The sequence below is a fragment of the Paraburkholderia kirstenboschensis genome (genome assembly GCF_032806925.1).
Lineage (GTDB): Bacteria > Pseudomonadota > Gammaproteobacteria > Burkholderiales > Burkholderiaceae > Paraburkholderia > Paraburkholderia kirstenboschensis.
In genome coordinates this window covers 1,384,838-1,405,744 of record NZ_CP136513.1, presented here as the reverse complement: position 1 = coordinate 1,405,744, position 20,907 = coordinate 1,384,838, and the positions used below count along the sequence as shown (strand labels likewise).

Annotated in this window: 18 protein-coding genes and 2 pseudogenes; 10 read left to right on the top strand and 10 right to left on the bottom strand. The window is 62.3% G+C overall.

Going from position 1 to position 20,907, the window contains the following annotated elements; translation table 11 throughout:
• Positions 1-87: 87 nt before the first annotated feature.
• Entirely contained in the window at positions 88-1,359 is a 1,272-nt protein-coding gene (locus tag RW095_RS28950; protein ID WP_128586650.1) for a YeaH/YhbH family protein, read from the top strand.
• The gene (locus RW095_RS28945; RefSeq protein ID WP_317022180.1) at positions 1,356-3,071 is read left to right on the top strand and encodes a SpoVR family protein; all 1,716 of its coding nucleotides are present in this window, start codon (positions 1,356-1,358) and stop codon (positions 3,069-3,071) included. Before RW095_RS28950 ends, RW095_RS28945 begins: the two co-directional genes overlap by 4 nt.
• A 152-nt stretch (positions 3,072-3,223) precedes the next feature.
• Here the strand turns inward: RW095_RS28945 and RW095_RS28940 are convergent, their stop codons facing one another.
• The gene (locus tag RW095_RS28940) at positions 3,224-4,261 is read right to left on the bottom strand and encodes a GSU2403 family nucleotidyltransferase fold protein (protein WP_317022179.1); all 1,038 of its coding nucleotides are present in this window, start codon (positions 4,259-4,261) and stop codon (positions 3,224-3,226) included.
• 341 nt (positions 4,262-4,602) lie between these two features.
• Between RW095_RS28940 and RW095_RS28935 the strand changes: the two genes are divergently transcribed.
• Positions 4,603-5,907 carry an MFS family transporter gene (locus tag RW095_RS28935; RefSeq protein ID WP_317022178.1) on the top strand — a complete coding sequence of 435 codons (1,305 nt, stop codon included), beginning with the start codon at positions 4,603-4,605 and terminating at the stop codon, positions 5,905-5,907.
• 45 nt (positions 5,908-5,952) lie between these two features.
• On the opposite strand, the gene RW095_RS28930 is transcribed toward RW095_RS28935, so the two are convergent.
• The 5 genes and pseudogenes from RW095_RS28930 to RW095_RS28910 all read right to left on the bottom strand — a co-directional run bounded on the left by RW095_RS28930 (position 5,953) and on the right by RW095_RS28910 (position 10,329).
• On the bottom strand, positions 5,953-6,174 hold the full coding sequence (locus RW095_RS28930; protein ID WP_128586644.1) for a hypothetical protein: 222 nt from the start codon (positions 6,172-6,174) through the stop codon (positions 5,953-5,955).
• A gap of 143 nt (positions 6,175-6,317) precedes the next feature.
• Positions 6,318-7,418, bottom strand: a pseudogene (locus RW095_RS28925) (glycosyltransferase family 2 protein).
• A 212-nt stretch (positions 7,419-7,630) separates the two neighbouring features.
• Entirely contained in the window at positions 7,631-7,810 is a 180-nt protein-coding gene (locus RW095_RS28920; protein ID WP_317022177.1) for a hypothetical protein, read from the bottom strand.
• A gap of 56 nt (positions 7,811-7,866) precedes the next feature.
• Positions 7,867-8,787: a LysR family transcriptional regulator gene (locus RW095_RS28915; RefSeq protein WP_317022176.1), complete on the bottom strand. Its 921-nt coding sequence runs from the start codon at positions 8,785-8,787 to the stop codon at positions 7,867-7,869.
• Positions 8,788-8,937: 150 nt separating this feature from the next.
• Positions 8,938-10,329 (bottom strand): DHA2 family efflux MFS transporter permease subunit, encoded by a 1,392-nt coding sequence (locus RW095_RS28910; RefSeq protein WP_317022175.1) that lies wholly within the window; start codon positions 10,327-10,329, stop codon positions 8,938-8,940.
• A 156-nt stretch (positions 10,330-10,485) separates the two neighbouring features.
• Here RW095_RS28910 and RW095_RS28905 point away from each other — a divergent pair.
• Positions 10,486-10,830: pseudogene (locus RW095_RS28905) on the top strand (HAMP domain-containing protein); the annotation flags it as partial.
• Between the two features lie 13 nt (positions 10,831-10,843).
• Positions 10,844-10,969, top strand: coding sequence for a hypothetical protein (locus RW095_RS28900; protein WP_317022173.1), 126 nt, complete (start codon positions 10,844-10,846; stop codon positions 10,967-10,969).
• A gap of 136 nt (positions 10,970-11,105) precedes the next feature.
• On the opposite strand, the gene RW095_RS28895 is transcribed toward RW095_RS28900, so the two are convergent.
• Positions 11,106-11,543, bottom strand: a complete 438-nt coding sequence (locus RW095_RS28895; RefSeq protein ID WP_317022172.1) for a carboxymuconolactone decarboxylase family protein — start codon at positions 11,541-11,543, stop codon at positions 11,106-11,108.
• 231 nt (positions 11,544-11,774) lie between these two features.
• Here RW095_RS28895 and RW095_RS28890 point away from each other — a divergent pair, with 231 nt between their 5' ends.
• Positions 11,775-12,896 carry an NAD(P)/FAD-dependent oxidoreductase gene (locus RW095_RS28890; protein WP_317022171.1) on the top strand — a complete coding sequence of 374 codons (1,122 nt, stop codon included), beginning with the start codon at positions 11,775-11,777 and terminating at the stop codon, positions 12,894-12,896.
• Positions 12,897-12,971: 75 nt separating this feature from the next.
• Here RW095_RS28890 and RW095_RS28885 read toward each other — a convergent pair whose 3' ends face one another.
• Positions 12,972-13,208, bottom strand: coding sequence for a hypothetical protein (locus RW095_RS28885; RefSeq protein WP_317022170.1), 237 nt, complete (start codon positions 13,206-13,208; stop codon positions 12,972-12,974).
• Positions 13,209-13,602: 394 nt separating this feature from the next.
• On the opposite strand from RW095_RS28885, the gene RW095_RS28880 reads away from it, so the two are divergent.
• Entirely contained in the window at positions 13,603-14,097 is a 495-nt protein-coding gene (locus RW095_RS28880) for a DUF421 domain-containing protein (protein WP_317022169.1), read from the top strand.
• Between the two features lie 31 nt (positions 14,098-14,128).
• On the opposite strand, the gene RW095_RS28875 is transcribed toward RW095_RS28880, so the two are convergent.
• Positions 14,129-15,526: an MFS transporter gene (locus RW095_RS28875; RefSeq protein ID WP_317022168.1), complete on the bottom strand. Its 1,398-nt coding sequence runs from the start codon at positions 15,524-15,526 to the stop codon at positions 14,129-14,131.
• A gap of 235 nt (positions 15,527-15,761) precedes the next feature.
• Between RW095_RS28875 and RW095_RS28870 the strand changes: the two genes are divergently transcribed.
• Positions 15,762-15,914, top strand: a complete 153-nt coding sequence (locus RW095_RS28870; RefSeq protein ID WP_164862486.1) for a hypothetical protein — start codon at positions 15,762-15,764, stop codon at positions 15,912-15,914.
• A gap of 176 nt (positions 15,915-16,090) precedes the next feature.
• Here the strand turns inward: RW095_RS28870 and RW095_RS28865 are convergent, their stop codons facing one another.
• Positions 16,091-16,231: a hypothetical protein gene (locus tag RW095_RS28865; RefSeq protein WP_317022868.1), complete on the bottom strand. Its 141-nt coding sequence runs from the start codon at positions 16,229-16,231 to the stop codon at positions 16,091-16,093.
• Between the two features lie 501 nt (positions 16,232-16,732).
• Here RW095_RS28865 and mprF point away from each other — a divergent pair.
• Positions 16,733-19,285: a bifunctional lysylphosphatidylglycerol flippase/synthetase MprF gene (gene mprF, locus RW095_RS28860; protein WP_317022715.1), complete on the top strand. Its 2,553-nt coding sequence runs from the start codon at positions 16,733-16,735 to the stop codon at positions 19,283-19,285.
• Complete coding sequence (locus tag RW095_RS28855; protein WP_317022167.1) at positions 19,282-20,559, top strand: virulence factor family protein; 1,278 nt, start codon at positions 19,282-19,284, stop codon at positions 20,557-20,559. The genes mprF and RW095_RS28855 overlap by 4 nt, the downstream gene beginning before the upstream one ends.
• The last annotated feature ends 348 nt before the right edge of the window (positions 20,560-20,907 follow it).

Below are 20,907 nucleotides of genomic sequence, written 5' to 3'. Positions count from 1 at the left end.
GGGCACCCTGCGAGGCGCAAGCTGCATGGACATAGCACTGGACCATGCAGCGTACGTCTCGCGACGAGTCGACAAGGGAGACGAGGCGTGCTTCATCAAATCATCGACCGCAGGTTAGCAGGCAAGAACAAGAGCATTGCAAATCGCGAGCGTTTTTTGCGTCGCGTTAAGAACTATATTCGTCGCGCCGTTTCGGAAGCGGTGCGCGACCGCAGCATCAAAGACATACAGAACACGCAGAGCATCACCATTCCGCGCAAGGACATCGCAGAGCCGTCGTTCCGGCACGGGCCGGGCGGCCGGCGCGAAATGGTGCATCCGGGCAACTCCGACTACATCCGCGGCGACAAGATTCAGCGTCCGCAAGGCGGCGGAGGTGGAGGCGGGGGCGGCCAGGCCAGTAACGAAGGCGAGGGTCAGGACGACTTCGTATTCGAACTGAGCCGCGAAGAGTTCATGCAGTATTTCTTCGACGACCTTGAATTGCCGCGGCTCGTCAAAACTCACCTCTTGGCCGTGCCCACGTGGAAGAGCATCCGCGCCGGCTGGGCTGCCGAAGGCACGCCGAACAATATCGACGTGGTCCGTTCGTTGCGCAGCGCTCTTGGCCGCCGCATCGCACTCGGTGCACCGCTCGTCAATCAGTTGCACGAGATGGAGCGGCAACTCGAGGTCATGAAAGCCGACCCCGACGACCGTCGCGAGGACATCAAGCTGCTCGAAGAGGAAATCCACCACTTACGCGGGCGCATCTGGCGCATTCCGTTTATCGATCCGTTCGATCTGCGCTACGTGAACCGCGTGAAGCAGCCCACGCCGTCCAGCCAGGCCGTGATGTTCTGTCTGATGGATGTATCGGGTTCGATGGACGAGCAGCGCAAGGATCTCGCGAAGCGCTTTTTCATCCTGCTGTATCTGTTTCTCAAGCGCAATTACGAAAAGATCGAGGTGGTGTTCATCCGCCACCACACGCGCGCGGAAGAGGTCGACGAAGACACCTTCTTCCATTCAACGGAAAGCGGCGGCACCGTGGTGTCGAGCGCGCTCGAACTGATGCAGAAGGTCATGGACGAGCGCTATTCGCCGACTGAATGGAACATTTACGGCGCGCAGGCGTCGGACGGCGACAACTGGACCGACGACTCGCCGAAGTGCCGCAAGATACTCTCGGATGACATCCTGGAGAAGGTGCGCTATTTTGCGTATATTCAGGTGACGCCCGAAGAGCAGAATCTGTGGCTCGAATATGCGCAACTGGCGTTGAGCCAGCCGCATATGGCGATGAAGAAGGTCGAAACCGCGGCTGACATCTATCCGGTGTTTCGCGAGTTGTTCGAAAAGCAGGTGGCGTCGTCATGACGGACAAGCACTTGCACAACGAAGCGCGCGGCTATCAGCCGGAGCGTGGGAAAGGCGTGCCGCAGCGTCAGTCGGGGCATGCCGAGGCAGCGGCGGACGAAGTCCGACCCGTCGCAGCCGGAGCAGTCGACAACGCTGAAGCACGGGGACACACCGGAACGCCCACTGAGGGGCAAAGGGAAGTCCGTATGAACGTAGCCGATAGACGGCCTCTGCCGTGCCCGTCCGACTGGACCTTCGAGTTGATCGAAGAGTACGACTCGCATATTGCCCGTGTTGCGGAGCAATATGAGCTCGACGTGTATCCGATCCAGCTGGAACTCATCAGCGCTGAACAAATGATGGACGCCTATGCGTCCGTCGGCATGCCGGTGAACTACCGGCATTGGTCGTTCGGCAAGCACTTTCTCTCTACCGAAAAAAGCTACCGTCGCGGGCAGATGGGGCTCGCGTACGAGATCGTCATTAATTCGAACCCCTGCATCGCGTATCTGATGGAAGAGAACACGATGACGATGCAGGCGCTCGTCATCGCCCACGCGGCGTACGGGCACAACTCGTTCTTCAAGGGCAACTATCTGTTCCGGCTGTGGACGGATGCACATGCCATCATCGATTACCTCGTCTACGCGAAGAACTACATTGCGGAGTGCGAGGAGCGCTTTGGGCTCGACCGTGTCGAAGAACTGCTCGATTCGTGTCATGCGCTGATGAACTACGGCGTGGACCGCTATAAGCGTCCGCAGAAGCTGTCGCTCGAGAAGGAGTTCGCCGCGCGCCGCGAACGCGAGGCGTACCTGCAGTCGCAAGTCAACGAGTTGTGGCGCACGCTACCCACGCGCCATACGCCGTTGCCCGAGGAAATCGAGGAGCGTTATCCACCGGAGCCGCAAGAAAATCTGCTGTACTTCGCGGAGAAAAACGCGCCGCTGCTCGAGCCGTGGGAGCGCGAGGTGATCCGCATCGTGCGCAAGGTGGGACAGTATTTTTATCCGCAGCGGCAAACGCAGGTCATGAACGAAGGCTGGGCCACGTTCTGGCATTACACGTTGCTCAATACGATGTACAACCAGGGCAAGCTCGAAGACGGCTTCATGATGGAGTTTCTCCATTCGCACAGCAATGTGGTCTATCAGCCGCCCGTCACGAAGCCTTACTACAGCGGTATCAATCCGTACGCGCTGGGTTTTTCCATGATGAGCGATATTCGCCGCATCTGCGAAAACCCTACTGACGAAGACCACAAGTGGTTCCCGGAACTGGCCGGCAGCCCGTGGCTTCCCGCCATGCACTACGCGATGCGCAATTTCAAGGACGAGAGTTTCGTCGCGCAGTATTTGTCGCCGCATCTGATCCGCGAAATGCGTCTGTTCTCGGTGCTCGACGACGACATGCGCGATGCGCTCGAAGTCTCCGCGATTCACGACGACAGCGGTTATCAATATGTGCGCCAGGCGTTGTCGCGGCAGTACGACATGCATCATCGCGAGCCGAATATTCAGGTGTGGTCGGTGAATACGCGTGGCGACCGCAGTCTGACGTTGCGGCACTTCATGAGCGATAACCGGCATCTTTCATCGGATAGCGACGAAGTGCTCAAGCACATGGCTCGCCTGTGGCAGTTCGACGTGTACCTCGAAAGCGTCGATGAAAACGGCACGGTCAGGAAGCGTTACGAGTGCCGCTACGTGCCGCCGGCCGTGAGGGCGTGATGGTTTCATAGGCGCGCCGCAACTCTCGGGTTCGGCGCGCCGGTCTTCGTGGTGTCGAAGCCAGGCGTGGCTCAAGCCACGGATCAGTCGTGTCGAGCGGCGCGCGACCCGGGTTAGGTGTGGGTGCCCTACCCGGGTTAGGTGTGGGTGCCCTACGTGTGGCTGCCCAAATCAGCCAGAAAATCCCGGGCACGTTCCGACAAGCCCGGGGCCAGATTCAGCGCCTGGATAGCCGCCGTGGCGACTCGTGTGCGCGCGTTCTCCTCCAGTTCGTCGGTGGCGGTCGTCAACCAGTCTGGAAACTTCTCTGCGAGCGCGTCGATCAACACGGCGGCCTGCCGCCGGTCCTTGTCTGCCTTGAGCGCACGCGACGGGTCGCGAAGCGTGCTGACGATAAGCTTGTGAAGCGCAAATCTGGCGGGATCGGGCAGCATCACCGGCACCACGTGTTCTTTGCCGAGGATAAAGCCGCGCGTCGGGTTCGATACCAGATACCTGAAGTACGGAAGCCCTGTCGCGTGGGCGCGTAAGTGCGGCAAGGCCTTCGTCTCGTAGGCCTCGGTACCCGGCACGAGTAAGTCCACCTTGAGGGGTTGTCCGCGAGCCTTGAACGAGGTCGACGGCTTTCGCGAGTCCAGTTCCGGCACCTCGAGAAACGGAATACCGCTATCACGAAGAATGTCGAGAAAGCTGCGCTCTTCGGGGATAGCCACCGAAATGCTTCCGGTGCTGCCGATGTCGATATCTTCCGTCCTGTAGTTCGCAGGCAGCCGAACGCCGAGGCTGTTCAGCAGCGCGCCGAAGGCGTGGGAGCCGACCAGCACTCCGCCGTGGCTGAAGATGCCGGCGTTAAAAAGCGTGGCGAGAGTTAGCGCCGAAGAGTTGTCCGCAGCGGCAAAGTTCGCCTTGCGCAGAATCTGAACCTCGGCGGCAAGCACGCGCATCTCCGCGCTCTCAAGTAGTTTCGCCTCGAGCGCGGCCTCGGTAGCGGGCTCGCCTGCGCGGCCAAGTGAGGTTTCCTTATGCTTTCCCGATGCCAGATAGACGCGCCAGTAGGTGTACGTTTTCCCGTCGACTGTCTTCTGGGCCGCCGAGCCCGGAGAGTGCAGGGGAATGTGACCTTGTGCGCCGGCGCGCTCGGTGACGGAGGAATACAGCGTCTGCAATGCGTCGTTGTGGAAGCTGGCCATAGCTGGCATCTCCTTATACCCTGTGATTGCACATTAAGGTATAAAGATGCCGGCGTCAAATTTATACCTTACGATTAAATCGTGAGGGATAAGTCCCTGAATCAGCCTCCGGGAGAAGCGGGAGCGCACATTCGTGACGCGCACGAGGCGGCGTTCGCCGAAGTGGCATGCGGCTTTGCGGGAACGGTGTGCCAACGGCGCTCATAGCGCTTGCCCTGGCGCTTGCCAACAAACCCCCAACTTCCACTTGCGATTCTGTAAAATTCGCGCACGCTAAAAACCGCGTGCTGAAGGCGGCGCCATGACCGTCGCCTCCGTTCAAGAGACAAGGAAGACACAACATGACCGACCTCACAGACCACAGCGTAGCCTCAGCCCACGACACACGGCGCCGCATCTTCGCGATCGTCGGCGCGTCATCGGGCAATCTTGTCGAATGGTTCGACTTCTACGTCTATTCGTTCTGCGCGCTTTATTTCGCGCCCGCATTTTTTCCGAGCGGCAACACCACGACGCAATTGCTCAACACGGCCGGCGTGTTCGCGGCGGGCTTTCTGATGCGCCCGATCGGCGGCTGGTTTTTCGGCCGTCTCGCCGACAAGCATGGCCGCCGCATGGCGATGATGGTGTCGGTGTTCATGATGTGCGGCGGCTCGCTCGTGATCGCCGTGCTGCCAACGTACGCGCAGATCGGCGCGCTTGCGCCTGCGCTGCTGCTTGTCGCGCGCCTGTTTCAGGGGCTGTCGGTGGGCGGCGAATACGGCACCAGTGCGACTTATATGAGTGAAGTCGCGCTCAAGGGGCGGCGCGGCTTCTTCGCGTCGTTCCAGTACGTGACGCTGATCGGCGGCCAACTGTGCGCGCTGCTCGTGCTGGTCGTGCTGCAACAGACGCTCTCCACCGCGGAGCTCAAAGCATGGGGCTGGCGAGTGCCGTTCGTGATCGGCGCGGTGGCCGCGTTGATCGCGCTGTATCTGCGTAAATCGCTTGATGAAACCACCACCGCCGCGACGCGTCAGCGCAAGGAAGCGGGCACGCTGCGCGGCTTGTGGCAGCACCGAGTCGCGTTCATGACGGTGCTCGGCTTCACCGCGGGCGGCTCGCTGATTTTCTATACGTTCACCACGTACATGCAGAAGTACCTGGTGAATACGGCGGGCATGAGCGCCAAGACGGCAAGCAATGTGATGACCGCGGCGCTCTTCGTCTACATGGTGATCCAGCCGGCCTTCGGCGCATTGTCGGACCGCATCGGCCGTCGCAATTCGATGCTGTGCTTCGGCTTGTTCGCGACCATCGGCACGGTGCCGCTTCTGCACGCGCTCAAAGACGTGACGAGCCCGTATGCGGCTTTCGCGCTCGTCGTGCTGGCGCTCGCCATCGTGAGCTTCTATACGTCGATCAGCGGCCTGATCAAGGCGGAGATGTTCCCGCCGGAAGTGCGCGCGCTCGGTGTCGGTCTTTCGTATGCGGTGGCCAATGCGATTTTCGGCGGCTCGGCCGAATACGTGGCGCTGTGGCTCAAGTCGGTCGGCAGCGAGTCGATGTTCTACTGGTATGTCACCGTGCTGTGCGCCATTGCCGGGCTCGTCGCGCTGCGCATGCGCGATCCGTCGAAAGAAGGCTATTTGCGTCACGAACCGTAAGTCTCCCGACCATGCGCGTTTTCGACTAGCGCGCCCCGCACTTGCTCAGGACACCACGATCTCGGTGCCGAGCACATGCAGCAGATCGCGCAGCGCTTCGGCCTGCGCCATTTTCGCGTCGCTACGCAAGTGAATCTGCACGGCTCGCCCAGCAATTCCGTCGACGGGGTGGGCGAGCCACAACTCCACGGCGAGCCCTAAACCTTCCGGCTGATTGACGGCAACCGGCTCGATCACGCGCGGCTTGAAACAGGCACTGTCGGACATGGCGAATCCCTCGAAGCTGATGATGTGTCCGGCTCATCGTAATCAGCGGCGCGCGGCAGTCCAAGCAACAAATACGCGTTTGCTAAGCAGAGGATGCTTAGCAGAAAAAGCGCTGACCGCGCATGCGGGCGAGACCTGGACGATCAGCCCGGCTCGGTCGTATCGGCGGCCAGTTCGGCGACGAAATCGTTCACCATCGCGCCGGCTTCACCGCTCAAGGCGGCCGGCGCAACAGGTGCCAAAGGTGTCATAGGCGCCGCAGCGGCGGCAATCGCCACGGCCCGTTCGCGCGCGCTCATCGCGGCTCGCGAGAGCATCAGCAAATGGTAGTAAAGTCGCGCGCTCAAGCCATAGTGGTACGCAAACAGGTGAGCCAGCGCGATCTTGAAGCCGAGCCGCGCCTGACGATTTCTGGCATGCACCGACACCACGATGGGCGCAAGCCGCCGCAGCGCGAGCTTGCGTGAGGGCTCCAGTTGCGGCGGCAGTTTCAGCATCTTGACGAACGCGTACGCACTGAGCGTGGCCGCCGCGGACGTGCCGCGCGTGCTCTGCGAAATGGAAGTCGCGGTCTTGCGATACACCGACACGTAATCGTGCAGATAAAACACCTCGCGCGCCGCGAGGCAAAGTTCGGTGCCGAAAACGAAATCGCAACACACGCCGTACTGCTCCTTATAGCCGATGCGTTTGACGAGCCGCGCGTCGGCCATCCAGCCGTTGTTCGGGAACATCTGAATGAGGCCGGTCCTGCCGGGCAGCGGCTGCAAACCTTCGGCGTCCTTTGTACGCCGGAACGCCGCGTTGAGCCGCGCGCTCGCCTCGACGTCGATCGCACCCGAATGGTCGGCCTCATACTGCGCGCCGAACGCCGCATCGAGCCGTGGATGCAGGTCCCAGAGCGACACCAGTTTCTCGACGCCGTCGGTGGCGAGCAGGTCGTCGTCGTGAATCAGCAGGATCCTGTCGCCGCGCGCGCGCTGGAAGAGGCTCGCGACATTGCGCGCCTAGCCGAGCGGCGGCTCGTGCCTCGTATAGCGGATGCGCTGCTCGTTCCTGTAACGCGATGCGATGAGTTGCTCGGTGCGCGCATCGCTCGAGTCGTCGCCGATCACGATTTCCACATTGCCGTAGGTCTGCGCAAGACACGAGTCGATACACTCGACGAGCAGTTCCGGCCGGTTGCACGTCGGCAGGCAGATCGACACTTTGGCGGACAGGGAGGAGGGCGAGGGAATGGACATGGGCGTCGCCTTTGTTATCTGTTAAAGGGGCGGCAGCCGGTCTGCCTGGTAGCATACGTCGCTGCAAGCAGAAAAATAGTTCATCACGCCGAAAAAATATTCGGTAAAAAAACGGAAAAAATGTCTGGCGGATGAAAGGCGGTGGAAGGGAAAAATTTATGCAGCTTTGCCGCGCAAAAGCAGCAAAGCCGCTTGTAGACCCGCGCTTAATTTCAACCCACTGACGGTTCGCCTTCGCCCGGCTTCTGGCCGGGGCGATCGGCCGGGGACTGATCGCGTCCTTCGTCGCCGCGCTCCGGCAGCTTGCTTTTCTCGTTGTCGCTGTGCACTGCCGGTTGCGGATGGGCGATGTCGTCCGGCTTATCGTCGGTCTGCTGCTTGGTGTCGGCCATGGCTTTCTCCTGGTTGAAGACTCACCATGTGGAGCAAAGGCCGGGCCTGCGCGCGCTCACTCGGCGGGACCGGTACCTGTCAGCGAAACGATGAAGTCGAGGAACGCCCGCACCTTGGCCGGTGGATGGTGCCGCGACGGATACAGCGCATACAGCGGATAAAGCTCGTCGCCCCAATCGGGAAAAAGCTCGACGAGCTTGCCGCTCGTAAGAAGCGACTCCGCGCCGAGCGAGAGAATCTGCGCGACGCCCTGGCCTGCGGTGCAGACGCTGTGCAGAGTGCCGACGTCGTTCACGGTCAGCCTGCCTTGCGGCGCGACGACCATTTTCCTGCGGCCGCGATGAAACTCCCACGTGAACGGATAACCGGTGAGCGGATCGCGAAACTTGATGCACGCATGCGCGCCGCTCTCGAGTTCCCCGGGATTGGCCGGATGTCCGTGTTTCTTCAGATACGAAGGCGCCGCCACTGTCAGAATGCGCGTGTCGAGCACCTTGCGCGCGATCAGCGACGACACCGGCGGCTCGCCGAAGCGAATCGCGACGTCGAAACCGTCGCCGACCATATCGCCCAACTGGTCGCGCGTAATCAGTTCGAGTTGCAGATCCGGGTGTTTGTCGACGAAACCGCCGAGTCTGGGTCCAAGCACGAGCCGCGAAAAGAACGGGTCCATGTTCACGCGCAGGCGTCCGCGCACCGCTGTCGCACCTTGCGCGGCCGACGCCGCCGCTTCTTCGAGGCCGCTTAGCAGCGGCACGATCTGTTCGTAGAAGCGCCGGCCTTCGTCGGTGAGCGTAACCGAGCGTGTGGTGCGATCGAACAGCCGGATACCCAGGCGCGCCTCGAGCCGCGCGACGGAACGGCTCACACCCGATTGCGACATGTCGAGCGCCACGCCTGCCGCCGCGAAACTTCCGCAATCGACGATAGCTGTCAGCACGCCCATGCCGTTCAGCATGCGCTCGTCAAATGGCATCTGATAGTCCTTTGTTATTCGTGAACGGCGTCCATGCTAACGCGAAACGCCGTGCTGGAACCCGAGCGAGAACAGAGCGGAATCCGGTAATGCGCGTCGCATCAACAAGCGACAACCAGCCAACACAAGGACCGGGCAGCGGCGCTCGCTTCAACGTCCAGCACCCTGGCTGGCCGGCGCGCGCACGCCGGGCGCGGTGTCGAGATGACGGAACACCCATGCAGACATCAGCGTGATCGCGCCGACACACACGAAGCTTAGACGGAAGCCGAGCGCGGCCGAGCCCCATTGCGCGGAAAAGAGCTTGACGAGCCCGCCGCCGATGGACACGCCAAGGCCGATCGCCAGCATCTGCACCATCGAAAACAGGCTGTTGCCGCTGCCGGCATCTTCATGCGAGAGGCCCTTGAGCGTGACGCTGTTCATCGCCGCGAACTGCATCGAGTTGGCCGCGCCGAACACCGCCAGAATCACGATCTCGACGATGAGCGGCGTGCCGCGCGAAATCAAAGCGAAGGCAACGATCGACGAACCCACGATCAGCGTATTGACCAGCAGAAACAGGTCGTAGCCGTAGCGTCGCACGAGCGACGCGATCCAGCGTTTCACGATCGTGCCCGCGAGCGCTGCGGGCAGCATCATCAGGCCCGAATGCAGCGGCGTATAACCCAGCTCGAGTTGCAACAGCAGCGGCACGAGGAACGGCACGGCGCTCGAGCCGATGCGGCATACGAGGTTGCCGATCAGACCCACGCTAAAGTTCGGCTCGCCGAAGAGCGAGAGTTTGAAGAGCGGGTTGCGCCGCCGTTTTGCGTGCGGGATATAGGCGAGCGCGCTCACTACCGCGAGAGCGAACAATGCCGCCGACCAGGCTGCCTGGTGGGTCGGCGCGGGCGCGTCGACCGCCAGCGAAAACGCGATCATGCACAGCGACAACAACCCGCAGCCGATGAAATCGAACGGTGGCGCCTGCCTCTCACCGTGCGACGGAAGAAAGCGCTGCACCGCATAGAGACCCACGGCGCCGATCGGCACGTTGATCAGAAAGATCCAGTGCCATGTGATTGCCTCGACGAGCCAGCCGCCGAGCGTCGGCCCGGCGATCGGCCCGAGTTGTCCCGCGACCGAAATGAACGCGAGCGCTGACACGTATTGTTCGCCGGAGACGCTGCGCAACACGGCGAGGCGTCCGATAGGCAGCAGCATCGAGCCGCCCACGCCTTGCAGCACTCGCGCGATCACGAGTTGGCCGAGCGTATGCGCGCTCGCGCAACAGATCGAGCCGATCACGAAGATCAGGATCGCGGCGAAATAGACGCGCCGCGTGCCGAAGCGGTCTGCAAGCCAGCCGGACGCGGGCGTGAGCATCGCCATCGTCAACGTGTAGGCGACCACGATCGGCTGCATCGCAAGCGGCGCGACGTGCAGGCTGCGCGCCATCGACGGCAGCGCCGTATTGACGATCGTCGTGTCGAGCGACTGCATGAAGAAACCGGCGGCGACGATCCACAGTAGCGCGGTGTGCGACGAATCCCTGGTCATATGATGGCGAATGTTGGGCGCGCGGCGCCCTTGTCTGAGGTTTTGTCAGCAAACGCTTCAATGATATGGGCATCGCGAGCGCGCGGGAAGTCCGCCGACTGTTCCGAGCGGCACGGCGCGCGAGCCGCGCGGTGTCGTGCCGACGCCACCGCGTCCGTGCTCTTTCATGGTTTGTTGAGTGCGAGCATCGGCAGCGTGCTGATCGGCCTCACCGTCGCGTTCTTCAGTTGGCGCACGTTGCGCCGCGCGACCATGGGCCCGCTGCACGCCGCGCTGCGCCAGTTCGGCGCGATTGCCGCAGGCGAGCTGACGACGCGCGTGGCGATTCGTTCGAACGACGAAATGGCGACGTTGCTGCGCGGAGTCGCGTCGATGCAGGACAAGCTTCGCGCGACGGTGACGAGCGTGCGTGCCGGATAGCAGTCGATCGCGTCGTCGACACAGCAGATCGCGGCGGGCAATCTCGCTCTGTCGCAGCGCACGGAGGAGCAGGCGGCGTCCCGCCGTCACGCAAATGGACGAAGTGACACAGCGGAACGCGGCGCTCGTTGAGGAAAGCGCAGCGACCGCGAACTCGCTCGCGGATCAGGCGCGGCAATCGAGCGAGTTGACCGGGGCCTTCAAAGTCGCGCTCGCTTGAGGCGGCGCGTAACGAGCGCATCGCAAGCCGCTCGATGCCGCGGCTACCTGACTATGCCTTGCGTTGCCGTTGCGCTGCTTCACTGAGCGGCGTCGGTAAGCGAAGCGCAGTGCAATGCACTTCGCGATGCCGATGTTCACGCAGGCATCTTGCGGAATGAAACGGCGAAGCGGTTCCACGCGTTGATCGCCGAAATAAGCAGCGTGAGGTCGACCAGTTCCTCGTCGCCGAAATGCGGGCGCACCGCTTCCCACACGGCGTCGGGCACGTGGTCGCGCGAGATCAGCGTGAGGGCTTCCGTCCATTCCAGCGCGGCGCGTTCGCGATCGGTGAAGAACGGCGTTTCGCGCCATGTGACGACTGTGGCGAGGCGCCGGTCCGTTTCGCCGCCTTTGCGGGCGTCGGCAGTGTGCATGTCGACGCAGAAAGCACAGCCGTTGATCTGCGATGCACGCAGGCGAACCAGTTCCGCGAGCGACTTCTCGATAGACGATTTGCCGATGCGTTCTTCGAGACCCAGCATGGCCTTGATCGCGGCGGGACTGGCTTTGTAGAAGTCGAGACGTTGTTGCATGATTCACTCCTTGGCGTTCAGTGGAACGCATCAGGTGATGCGATGAGTGAATACTAGTGCCGGCATTGGCTTTGCAAAATGGCTATTTTCGGCGATTTTGAGGTAGCCACATTTTGCTGTGGGAATCGGGTTGGCGGCGCGTCGATCGTCCTTGTTCGCTGTAATGGCATCGTTGCCGCGTTTCGGGCGATTCGGTATGGTGAATTACTGGTCCCATCGAAGAGATACTGAATGACGTCCGCCGCCGAGCCTGCTTCGCGAAAGGGCCCACAATCAGCTTCACCGTTTGCTTCCGAGCCGATATCACAGCCGGCCTCCGAATCCATCCGTTCCGATGTGCTAATCGTCGGAGCGGGCCCCGTCGGTCTCTTTGCCGCTTTCGAAGCCGGGGTGATCGGGCTGTCGTGCCAGATAGTCGATGCGCTCGGCAGGATCGGCGGCCAATGCACCGAGCTGTATCCGGACAAGCCGATCTACGATATTCCTGCGATTCCGTCGTGCACCGCACGCGAACTGGTGGATCGGCTGCTCGCGCAATGCAAGCCGTTCGATGTTCCCATTCATCTCGAACAGCGTGTCGAATCGGTCGAACAACGCAACGACGGCCGTTGGACCGTGCGGACCGATCGCGGCCTCGTGTTCGACGTCGCCGCAATTCTGGTTGCGGCCGGCAACGGCGCATTCGTGCCGCAGAAGCTGCTGCTTGCGGAAGCCGTGCCGCTCGAATCGCGCCATGTGCATTACAGCGTGCAGCGTCTAGCCGATTTCGCCGACAAGACCGTCGTCGTGGCAGGAGGCGGTGATTCCGCGCTCGACTGGGCGCTTGCGTTGCGCAAGGTCGCGCGGCGCGTCACGCTCGTGCATCGGCGTAACGGCTTTAGCGCGGCCGACTCCAGCGTCGAGTTGATGCGGCGCGCAGTGCAGGCAGGGGAGATGGATTTTGTCGTCGGCGCGATCTCGGGGCTCACGGTCGCAAGCAATGGAAAAGACGATGTCCTCAAATCCATCACATTGCGACATATTGAGGGTGAAACCGAACTGCAAGCCGAACAGCTCGTCGTGCTGTACGGACTGGTCGCCGATCTCGGTCCGATTGGGCAGTGGGGCTTGAGCATTCACGGCGGCCGTGTGGACGTGGATACGTCCAACTACGAAAGCTCGCGGCCAGGCATCTTTGCGGTCGGCGACATCGCCAATTATCCGAACAAGCAGAAGCTGATTCTGTCGGGCTTTCACGAGGCGTCGCTCGCGCTGAGAAAGGCATATTCATACGCGTATCCGGACAAGAAACGCGTGCATGTCCACTCCAGTTACGACGCAAAACTCGCGGAGAAAGTCAACGCGGCGGGGTGAGGCCGCACAGAGGCTCACGACTGGACCCGGTTGCGATCGCTGGATCGCACCGGGTCTTTTTTACATCACGACGCGCTATTTTCCAGCGGGCTGACTTGCGGCGGCCGCGGCGCTTGCGGCCTTGTCCTTTTTCTTCGCTTCATGATGGCCTATTGCACAGCCTGCTGCTGCGCCGGCCACGCCGTGACCGCCAGCAACATGTCCACCGACGCCGCCGACAACCGCGCCCTTGGTGCAGCCTTCGGCATGCGCTGCGTTGTGGATGAAAGCAAGTGAGACCACGAGGGCGGTGGCAAGAGATGCGTGTTTCAATGGAAGCTCCTTGGGTTGTTGATTCGATCGTGAGTCGAATAAGCAATTGCGGGACCTGACGAGTGTTGGCGGTCCGAAAGCTTCGGAGAATGAAGGTCTGCGAACGACACGGCGGAGGCGCCAGGCGATGACCCGCATCCATGTGACGCGTCTCACTGCAGGAAAGCGCCGCTCTCCGAACGGCATGCGCTTTGCTCAACGATGGTATTCGCCGAGAAGTTGCCGATGCCGCTTCGCCTTATCGGACCGCTATATTCAACCGCCTGATCGACCCGTTTGACGCAGCAGGCAAGACCAGGGAATTGCGCTCAACCTCTCATGCGGCATCGGCAGCCGTTTCCCAAAAAGACCTCACAAAACGAACGCCGCGAGACCGCTATAAGGAGGACAAACAATGATGGACGCGATCTATCTGCTATTCGGGCAAGGCAGAGATCTCGACCCGCTGCAGATGAGCGTGCGCGCCTTCGTGGTGTTTCTGGTCACGCTCGTGCTGATCAGGATTTCAGGCCGGCGTTCGTTCGGCAAACGCTCGCCATTCGATTCAGTCGTGGTCATTCTGCTGGGCGCGACGTTGGGCCGGGCGATTGTCGGCGCATCGCCGTTTGTCGCGACGGTCCTGGCGTCGCTGATGATCGTGGTTTGTCACCGCGTCCTTGCATGGGCGTGCATGCGCTCGTCCGCGATCGAGCGGCTCGTGGGCGGCGTCGAGCGTGAGGTCTACAGCAACGGTGCGTTCAACGAACGGGAAATGAATGCCGCGCTGATGACATGCAACGATGTGTGCGAAAGCGTGCGCCAGAAAACCGGCTCACGTTCGATGGACAAGGTGGCCGCCGCCATTCTCGAGCGAAACGGCGACGTGAGCGTGATCCACAAGGAGCAGTGAGCAGGCGGGCCGACACGCCGACAGCCCGGAGTCAGCCGCGGCCGCCGCGCGAGATTTCCTCGCCGGCGCGAGGCGGCAGGCGCAGCGTAACCGGAATGGACGCAAAAGAGCACAGTCCGACCACGAGAAACGCGGGCCAGAAATCCGACCACATGATGGTTTCATGGCCGTGCAGCAAACGCGAAATCTGCAACACGATGCCGCCAACCGTCACGCCAAGGCCGAGCGACATCTGCTGTACGACGCTGCCCAAACTCGTCGCGCGCCCGACGTCGCGGCTCGCGATTTCGGCATAGGTCAGCGAATTGAGGCTCGTGAATTGCAGCGCGGGAAAGAAGCCGCCAAGCAGCACGACCACCCAGATGATCCACGTTGGCGTGCCGGGAAAAAACAGTCCGCAGGCCGCGATCGAAACGCCCGACAGCGCGGCGTTGACCACCAGCACGGAACGAAAGCCATAGCGATGCAGCACGCGCGACGCAACCGTGCGCATGAACATCCCGCCGAATGCGGACGCGCAGGTAATCAGCCCCGATTGAAACGCGCTCATGCCGTGACCTTCCTGCAACATCAGCGGCAACAGGAACGGCAATGCGCCGAGGCCGATGCGGAACAGCGACCCGCCGAGCACGCTCGCCTGAAATGTCGGAACCTTGAAGAAACGCAAGTCGAGCAGCGGCAGCCGTGCGCGCTGCGCATACGCGACATACAAGGCAAGCAGCACAGCGCCCAGCGCGCACATGCCAAACGCGTCGCGATTGGAGATCAGCTCGCCGCCAAGCAGCGACAACCCCAGCAGAAGCAGCACCGCGCCCGCCGCCGACAGAAAAAAGCCGATCCAGTCGAGCGGCCCCGGGTGCGGCTCGCGCGTGTTCGCAATATGTTTGTTCGTCAGATAGATGCCGAGAATCCCGATCGGCACGTTGATGAAAAAGATGAGACGCCAGTGCAGATACGTCGTGATAAAGCCGCCGAGCAGCGGGCCGGCCGCGGGGCCGAGCATGGCGGGCACGCTCAGATAATTCATCGCGCGGATGAAATCTGTCTTATGCACGACCCGGAAGATGATGATTCGCCCGACGGGCACCATCATCGCGCCGCCGACGCCTTGCACGAAACGCGCGAGGGTAAAGGTGGCAAGCGAATTGGAGGCCGCGCACAGCAGCGACCCCGCGACGAAGACGCCGATGGCGGTGCGAAAGACCGTGCGTGCGCCGAAGCGGTCCGCGAGCCAGCCGCATACCGGAATGAACACGCCGAGGCCGAGCACGTAGCTTGTAACCGCGATTTTCAGCGTGACGGGGTCGCGCCCGAAGTCGCGCGCCATGGCCGGCAGGGCCGTAACGATCACGTTCGCGTCGACGCTTTCCATGAACATCGCGCACGCGACGATCAGAGGCGCAATCAGGGCTTTCTCGGCGACGGTCATGGAAAGAGGCTGCGGCGGGCTGTCGCAGGCAAAGGGGTCATTATTGCATCTGTACGGTGCAGTTTGTTAATAAGGCGCGTCCCGATTGCGCCCTTTTTCGTTTTACGTCGCTATGTGCAGGACACCCGGGAGCCCGTGACCCTGACGCAACATCTTTAATTTTTGTTGCGCTGCGCAATAAGAAGACTATAATCGGGTTATTCCCTAGGTATAAACCCTATACAGGAGCCCGACCATGAACACCGCCTCTAACACTGCATCCGCCCGCAACACCGTCGCAACGAACGGTAACTGGCTCGCAAAGCTGCGCGCGCTCGCAATGCATGCGCTGAACCTTCATTTGCAAAACTGCGCTGTCATCGCTGAAGCGCATCGTCGTCCGCAGTAAGGCTTCGCGCCTGGCGCGCCGCGCCTGGAAAGGCAAGGTGCGAGGTTGCGCTGCGCTGACGCGTTCCAGCGCGGCGCAGTAAGACGCAAGACGTCGCAGGGCGATCGGACAGAAACAAGCGGCGCATTTGCGCCGCTTGTGCTTTGTGCGTCTGCCACGTCGTATTTATGTGCCACTTATTCACCCGAGCGATGCGGCACCTTGGCAAGCGTTTGCCGCATTTTCGTTGCTCGTGCGGACAAAGCGCTCATCACGAGCGCGGTCGACACCAGGCCGACCAGATACAAGCCCGCCACCATCCAATCCTGTTCTGCCATCATCGTTCTCCCGTCAAGTGCCTCGTTCTTGCGGCCAATACGTCGCATCTCGTGAGGCTGATGCTTGCGATTACGGCACATGCGGCAAAAAGCTTAACGAGCTTCATTCGCGCCCGCGAAGGTCGCACTCAGGTCCACCCGCGCGCGCACGCACGCTAATGCGCGCGTAATGCCGCTACAGCAGCGCGTTGCGACCAGGCAGATCTCGAATCTTCGTTCACGGCACGTGATAAGCGTTTAAACTTGATCCCCTTTGATTCAATGCCAGCCGACGTGGCGCCAGAGCGCACCGCAAAGCGCATCCGTTGCGAACAATCGCCCCAGGTTAAACCCAGGCGCCTAGCCTGCACTGTCAACCTTTTAACCTGTTTGCCGTTATCCAGTTGTAATCGCCGAACTGGCGACCTTGCGGCAGACGGCCCGTCGCCGCGACAGCTCCACGCAAGGCCCGCATTGACCATGTTCCATCGATATAAGAATAATTTCGGCCAGGTAGGCGCGATGTTCGTTCGTGCATCGAAGACGCCTCGCATCAGGGGATTACTCTCGCCCGTTTTCGCGCTCGCAATCTGCGCGCTGCTGCTCGTCGTGCTCCAGCATCTGTCGCAGGCCGTCGATTACCGCTCGGTCATGCACGAGCTGCGTCGGCTGACGGCCGGCGAGTGGACCGCCGCGCTCGCCGCCACCGCGCTTAGCTACGTGGCGCTGGTTGGTCGCGATGCAGTCGGCCTGCGCTACCTGGGCGCGGCTGTGCCTCGCGTAGCGCTCTGGGTCGGCGCCACCGCGGGCTCCGCGCTTGGCAATGCCACCGGCTTCGGCGCATTGACGGGCGGCGCGGTGCGCGCCCGCGTGTACGGCGTGGCGAGTATCACGCCCGCACAGATCGGCCGCATGACCGTATTCACGAGCGTCTCGCTGGCGCTCGCGCTCGTGTCGATGACGGCGCTCGGCATGGTGTGCGTGGGCGGCACGCTCGCAGCGGTGCTGCATCTCTCGCCCGCCACCGTCCGCTGGGTAGGCGCATTGCTGCTGGTCGGGCTGGGCCTGCTGTGCGCCGCATGCCGCGTCGAAACACGCGCGATCCGCACGCGCTGGCAGTGGCTTTCGTTCGACATTCCCGCTCGCCGCGATCTGCTCGAACAGGTGGGGCTTGCGGCCGTCGATGTGGTCGCCGCCGGCCTCGCGTTGTGGGCGCTGCTGCCGCACGCCGACGTGAGCTTCGTCACCTTCATCACCGTCTATGCCGCGGCCATGCTGCTTGGCATGATCGGCCATACGCCCGGCGGCGTCGGCGTATTCGAAGCAGCAATGGTGTTCACGCTGAACGGCAGTGTGGCCACGCAGCAGATGGTCGCGGCGCTGCTCGCTTATCGCGCGATTTATTTCGGCGTGCCGCTCGTCGTGTCGGCTGCGTTGCTCGCCGGTTTCGAAGGCCGCGCGTTGAAAGGCCGCCTGCCGTTGCGGCACGCGGCGGGCGCATCGAAACTTGCGCCGCTGTTCCTGAGCCTCGTCACGTTCGTGGTCGGCGGCATGCTGGTGATCTCCAGCGCAACGCCCGCGTTCTGGCATCGTCTTCATATTCTGCGCGACGTGCTGCCGCTGTGGGTTCTGGAAAGCTCGCAGATGCTGTGCAGTGTGCTCGGCGTGCTGCTGCTGTTCGTCGCGCGCGGGCTGCTGCGGCGTCTCGACGCCGCGTGGTGGATGACCCTGGCTCTCGCCGTGCTGAGTCTCGCGCTGTCCTTGACCAAGGGTCTCGCATTCGTCGAAGCGGGCGTGCTGTGCACGCTGATCGTGCTGCTGCTCGCAACGCGCCGGCGTTTCAATCGTCATTCGTCGCTGTTTGCGGAGCGCTTCACGGCCGGCTGGCTCGTGTCGGTTGCGATGGTGCTGATGCTCGCCACCTGGGTCATGCTGTTCGCTTTTCGCGACGTTCCTTATACGGACGACCTGTGGTGGCAATTCGCGTTCGACGAACGCGCGCCGCGTGCGCTGCGCGCGACGCTGGCCGCGAGCCTGTTCGCGGCGACGTTCTCGTTCTGGCAGTTGCTGCGCCCCGCGCCGGGCCACTTCGTGAAGCCGGCGCCCGAAGATCTGCACGACGCGGCGCGCATCGTGCGCGCGCAGGAGCGCAGCGACGCCGGTCTCGCGCTGATGGGCGACAAGAGTTTCCTGTTCTCCGAATCGCGCGAAGCTTTCCTGATGTACGCCAAATATGGACGCACGTGGGCCGCGCTGCACGACCCGGTCGGGCCGCGCGAAGAGTGGGCGGGCCTCATCAGCAAGTTCGTCGCGCTTGCGCATGCGCATGGCGGACGCGCGGCGTTCTATCAGGTACGCGCCAACGCTTTGCCGCTGTATCTCGACGCCGGCCTTTCGCTGATGAAGCTCGGCGAGGAAGCCCATGTCGTGCTGGACGATTTCGACCTGAAGGGCTCACACCGCGCGCATCTGCGCTATGCGCTCAAGCGCGGCGAGCGCGACGGCTTCACCGTCGAGGTGATCGATCAGGCGAATGTACCTGCGTCGCTCGAAACGTTGCGCGGCATTTCCAACGGCTGGCTCAACAGCCGCGACGCGCGTGAGAAGAGCTTTTCGGTCGCGGCCTTCACCGACGAATATCTCGCCGCGCAGTCCGTCATGCTGGTGCGCCAGAACGGCGAGCCGGTTGCCTTCGTCACATTCATGACGACCGACCTGAACACCGAGGCGACAGTCGGCGTGATGCGTCACGTGGAAAGCGCGTCGCCGTATGCAATGGAATATCTGTTCACGCAACTGGCGTTGCATCTGAAACAGGCCGGTTTCCGCTCGCTGAGTCTCGGCATCGCGCCGCTCTCGGGCATGCAGCCGACGCCGCTCGCGTCCCGCTGGCATCGGGTCGCCGGCATCGTGTGGCGCTTTGGCGGCCGCTTCTATAACTTCCGCGGACTGCGCGCTTTCAAGAGCAAGTTCCAGCCGCATTGGGAGCCGCGCTATCTCGCGGCGTCGGGTTCGGTTGGCGTGGTCTTCACGCTCGCGGACCTGTCATTGCTGGCAGGAGGCCGGCGTTCATGACCTTGCATTCGTTTTTCAGGCTCGCTGTCCTCGCAGGCCTCGTCAGTTGCGGCACGCTCGCCAATGCGGCGACGACCACCATTCCCGGCGGCCGTTACGGCAACGTCACCGTCACGCAGCCGATAGGTCCGTTGCGTGGTTTCGTGGTGCTTTATTCGCAGGCAAGCGGCTGGAGCCCGGCCGATCAGCAAGGCGCCGATGCGCTCGCCAAGGCCGGCGCATTGACCGTGGGCGTGGATACGGCACGCTATGCGGCAAACCTCGCGGCGGATCTGGCGCGGAAGAAAGAAACCTGCAACCAGCTCGTGGGCGATGCGGAAGCGTTGAGCCATCAACTGGAACGGCAGTCGCAGTCGAGCCACTATTTCGCGCCGATCGTCGCGGGCACCGGGCAGGGCGCGACGCTCGCCATGCAGGTGCTCGAACAGGCGCCTTCGAACACCATTGCAGGCGCTGTTTCCGTGGATGCCGAGCACACGCTCGATCGGCGTTTCCGGCCTTGCCCGCCGGATGCAACGATCATTCGCGACAAGATTCCTGGCTTCGTCGAAAAAGCGTCGACGGGCAACGCCGATCGCGCGCGTCTCGTCGCGCTGATTGCGCCGCATCTGCAAACCGTCTCCACCCATGACGACGACGTCTCCGATCTGCCGTTGATCGAGTTGCCGGCGGCGCATCCGAACGGCTTGATGGTGATCGTGATTTCCGGCGACGGCGGCTGGCGCGACCTCGACAAGACCATCGCACAGGCCTTGCAGAAAGACGGCGTGTCGGTGATCGGCTGGGACAGCCTGCGCTATTTCTGGAGCGAGAAGCCGCCCGCGCAAACGAGCCGCGACCTCGCACGCGTGATGCAAACGTACGGCGGGCGCTGGCACGCGCAGCACATCGCGCTCATCGGCTATTCGTTCGGCGCGGACGTAATGCCGTTCGCGTACAACCGTTTGCCAGAGGCGTTGCGTGCGAAGGTGTCGCTGATTTCGCTGCTCGGCTTCGCGCCGGACGCCGATTTCCAGATCCGCGTAGGCGGCTGGCTCGGTATGCCCGCAAGCGACAAGGCGTTGAAGGTGCGCCCCGAACTGGCGCGCGTGCCGCCCGCGATCGTGCAGTGCATCTACGGCGCTGACGAGGAAGACACGTTGTGCCCCGCGCTCAAGAAGACTGGCATCGAGGTGATCCGCACCTCGGGCGACCATCACTTCGGCGGCGATTACAACGCGCTCGAACGACGCATTCTCGCCGCGTTCAAAAAGCAGAGCGGCGTGCAAAACTGACTTTTCAAACGGCGCGTCATGCGCCGTTGTTGCGCAGCTGGTTGCAGCGGATCAATGCCGCCGCCGTCCGCAGCCAGCGCGACGCGCGTTCTCCCTCACGCTCGATCGCAGTGTGAGAGCGTTATCGTACATATACCGGCGCGGCCGGATTCTATGATCCTTTCAAATCCTTCAGCGGCTGGCTGCACGAGTATTTGCTCGCGCAACTGACGTTGCAAGGCGCCGTTTCGTTCATCCTGGTTACGACATTCTGCTGCGAGAGCGCAGTGCGCCATCGCGCACTGTCGCTGCGCGGCGGTGTGCTTTCGACATGACGGACAATCGCTTTCGCACGGTTATCGACTGTGC

Bases quoted from the DNA above. Each gene is read 5' to 3' on its own strand.
- RW095_RS28945 (WP_317022180.1), top strand. From the start codon at position 1,356: ATGACGGACAAGCACTTGCACAACGAAGCGCGCGGCTATCAGCCGGAG.
- RW095_RS28930 (WP_128586644.1), bottom strand. From the start codon at position 6,174: ATGTCCGACAGTGCCTGTTTCAAGCCGCGCGTGATCGAGCCGGTTGCC.
- RW095_RS28865 (WP_317022868.1), bottom strand. From the start codon at position 16,231: ATGGCAGAACAGGATTGGATGGTGGCGGGCTTGTATCTGGTCGGCCTG.
- RW095_RS28900 (WP_317022173.1), top strand. From the start codon at position 10,844: ATGGACGAAGTGACACAGCGGAACGCGGCGCTCGTTGAGGAAAGCGCA.
- RW095_RS28940 (WP_317022179.1), bottom strand. From the start codon at position 4,261: ATGGCCAGCTTCCACAACGACGCATTGCAGACGCTGTATTCCTCCGTC.
- RW095_RS28895 (WP_317022172.1), bottom strand. From the start codon at position 11,543: ATGCAACAACGTCTCGACTTCTACAAAGCCAGTCCCGCCGCGATCAAG.
- RW095_RS28855 (WP_317022167.1), top strand. From the start codon at position 19,282: ATGACCTTGCATTCGTTTTTCAGGCTCGCTGTCCTCGCAGGCCTCGTC.
- RW095_RS28870 (WP_164862486.1), top strand. From the start codon at position 15,762: ATGAACACCGCCTCTAACACTGCATCCGCCCGCAACACCGTCGCAACG.
- RW095_RS28875 (WP_317022168.1), bottom strand. From the start codon at position 15,526: ATGACCGTCGCCGAGAAAGCCCTGATTGCGCCTCTGATCGTCGCGTGC.
- RW095_RS28880 (WP_317022169.1), top strand. From the start codon at position 13,603: ATGATGGACGCGATCTATCTGCTATTCGGGCAAGGCAGAGATCTCGAC.
- RW095_RS28920 (WP_317022177.1), bottom strand. From the start codon at position 7,810: ATGGCCGACACCAAGCAGCAGACCGACGATAAGCCGGACGACATCGCC.
- RW095_RS28910 (WP_317022175.1), bottom strand. From the start codon at position 10,329: ATGACCAGGGATTCGTCGCACACCGCGCTACTGTGGATCGTCGCCGCC.
- RW095_RS28915 (WP_317022176.1), bottom strand. From the start codon at position 8,787: ATGCCATTTGACGAGCGCATGCTGAACGGCATGGGCGTGCTGACAGCT.
- RW095_RS28890 (WP_317022171.1), top strand. From the start codon at position 11,775: ATGACGTCCGCCGCCGAGCCTGCTTCGCGAAAGGGCCCACAATCAGCT.
- RW095_RS28935 (WP_317022178.1), top strand. From the start codon at position 4,603: ATGACCGACCTCACAGACCACAGCGTAGCCTCAGCCCACGACACACGG.
- mprF (WP_317022715.1), top strand. From the start codon at position 16,733: ATGTTCGTTCGTGCATCGAAGACGCCTCGCATCAGGGGATTACTCTCG.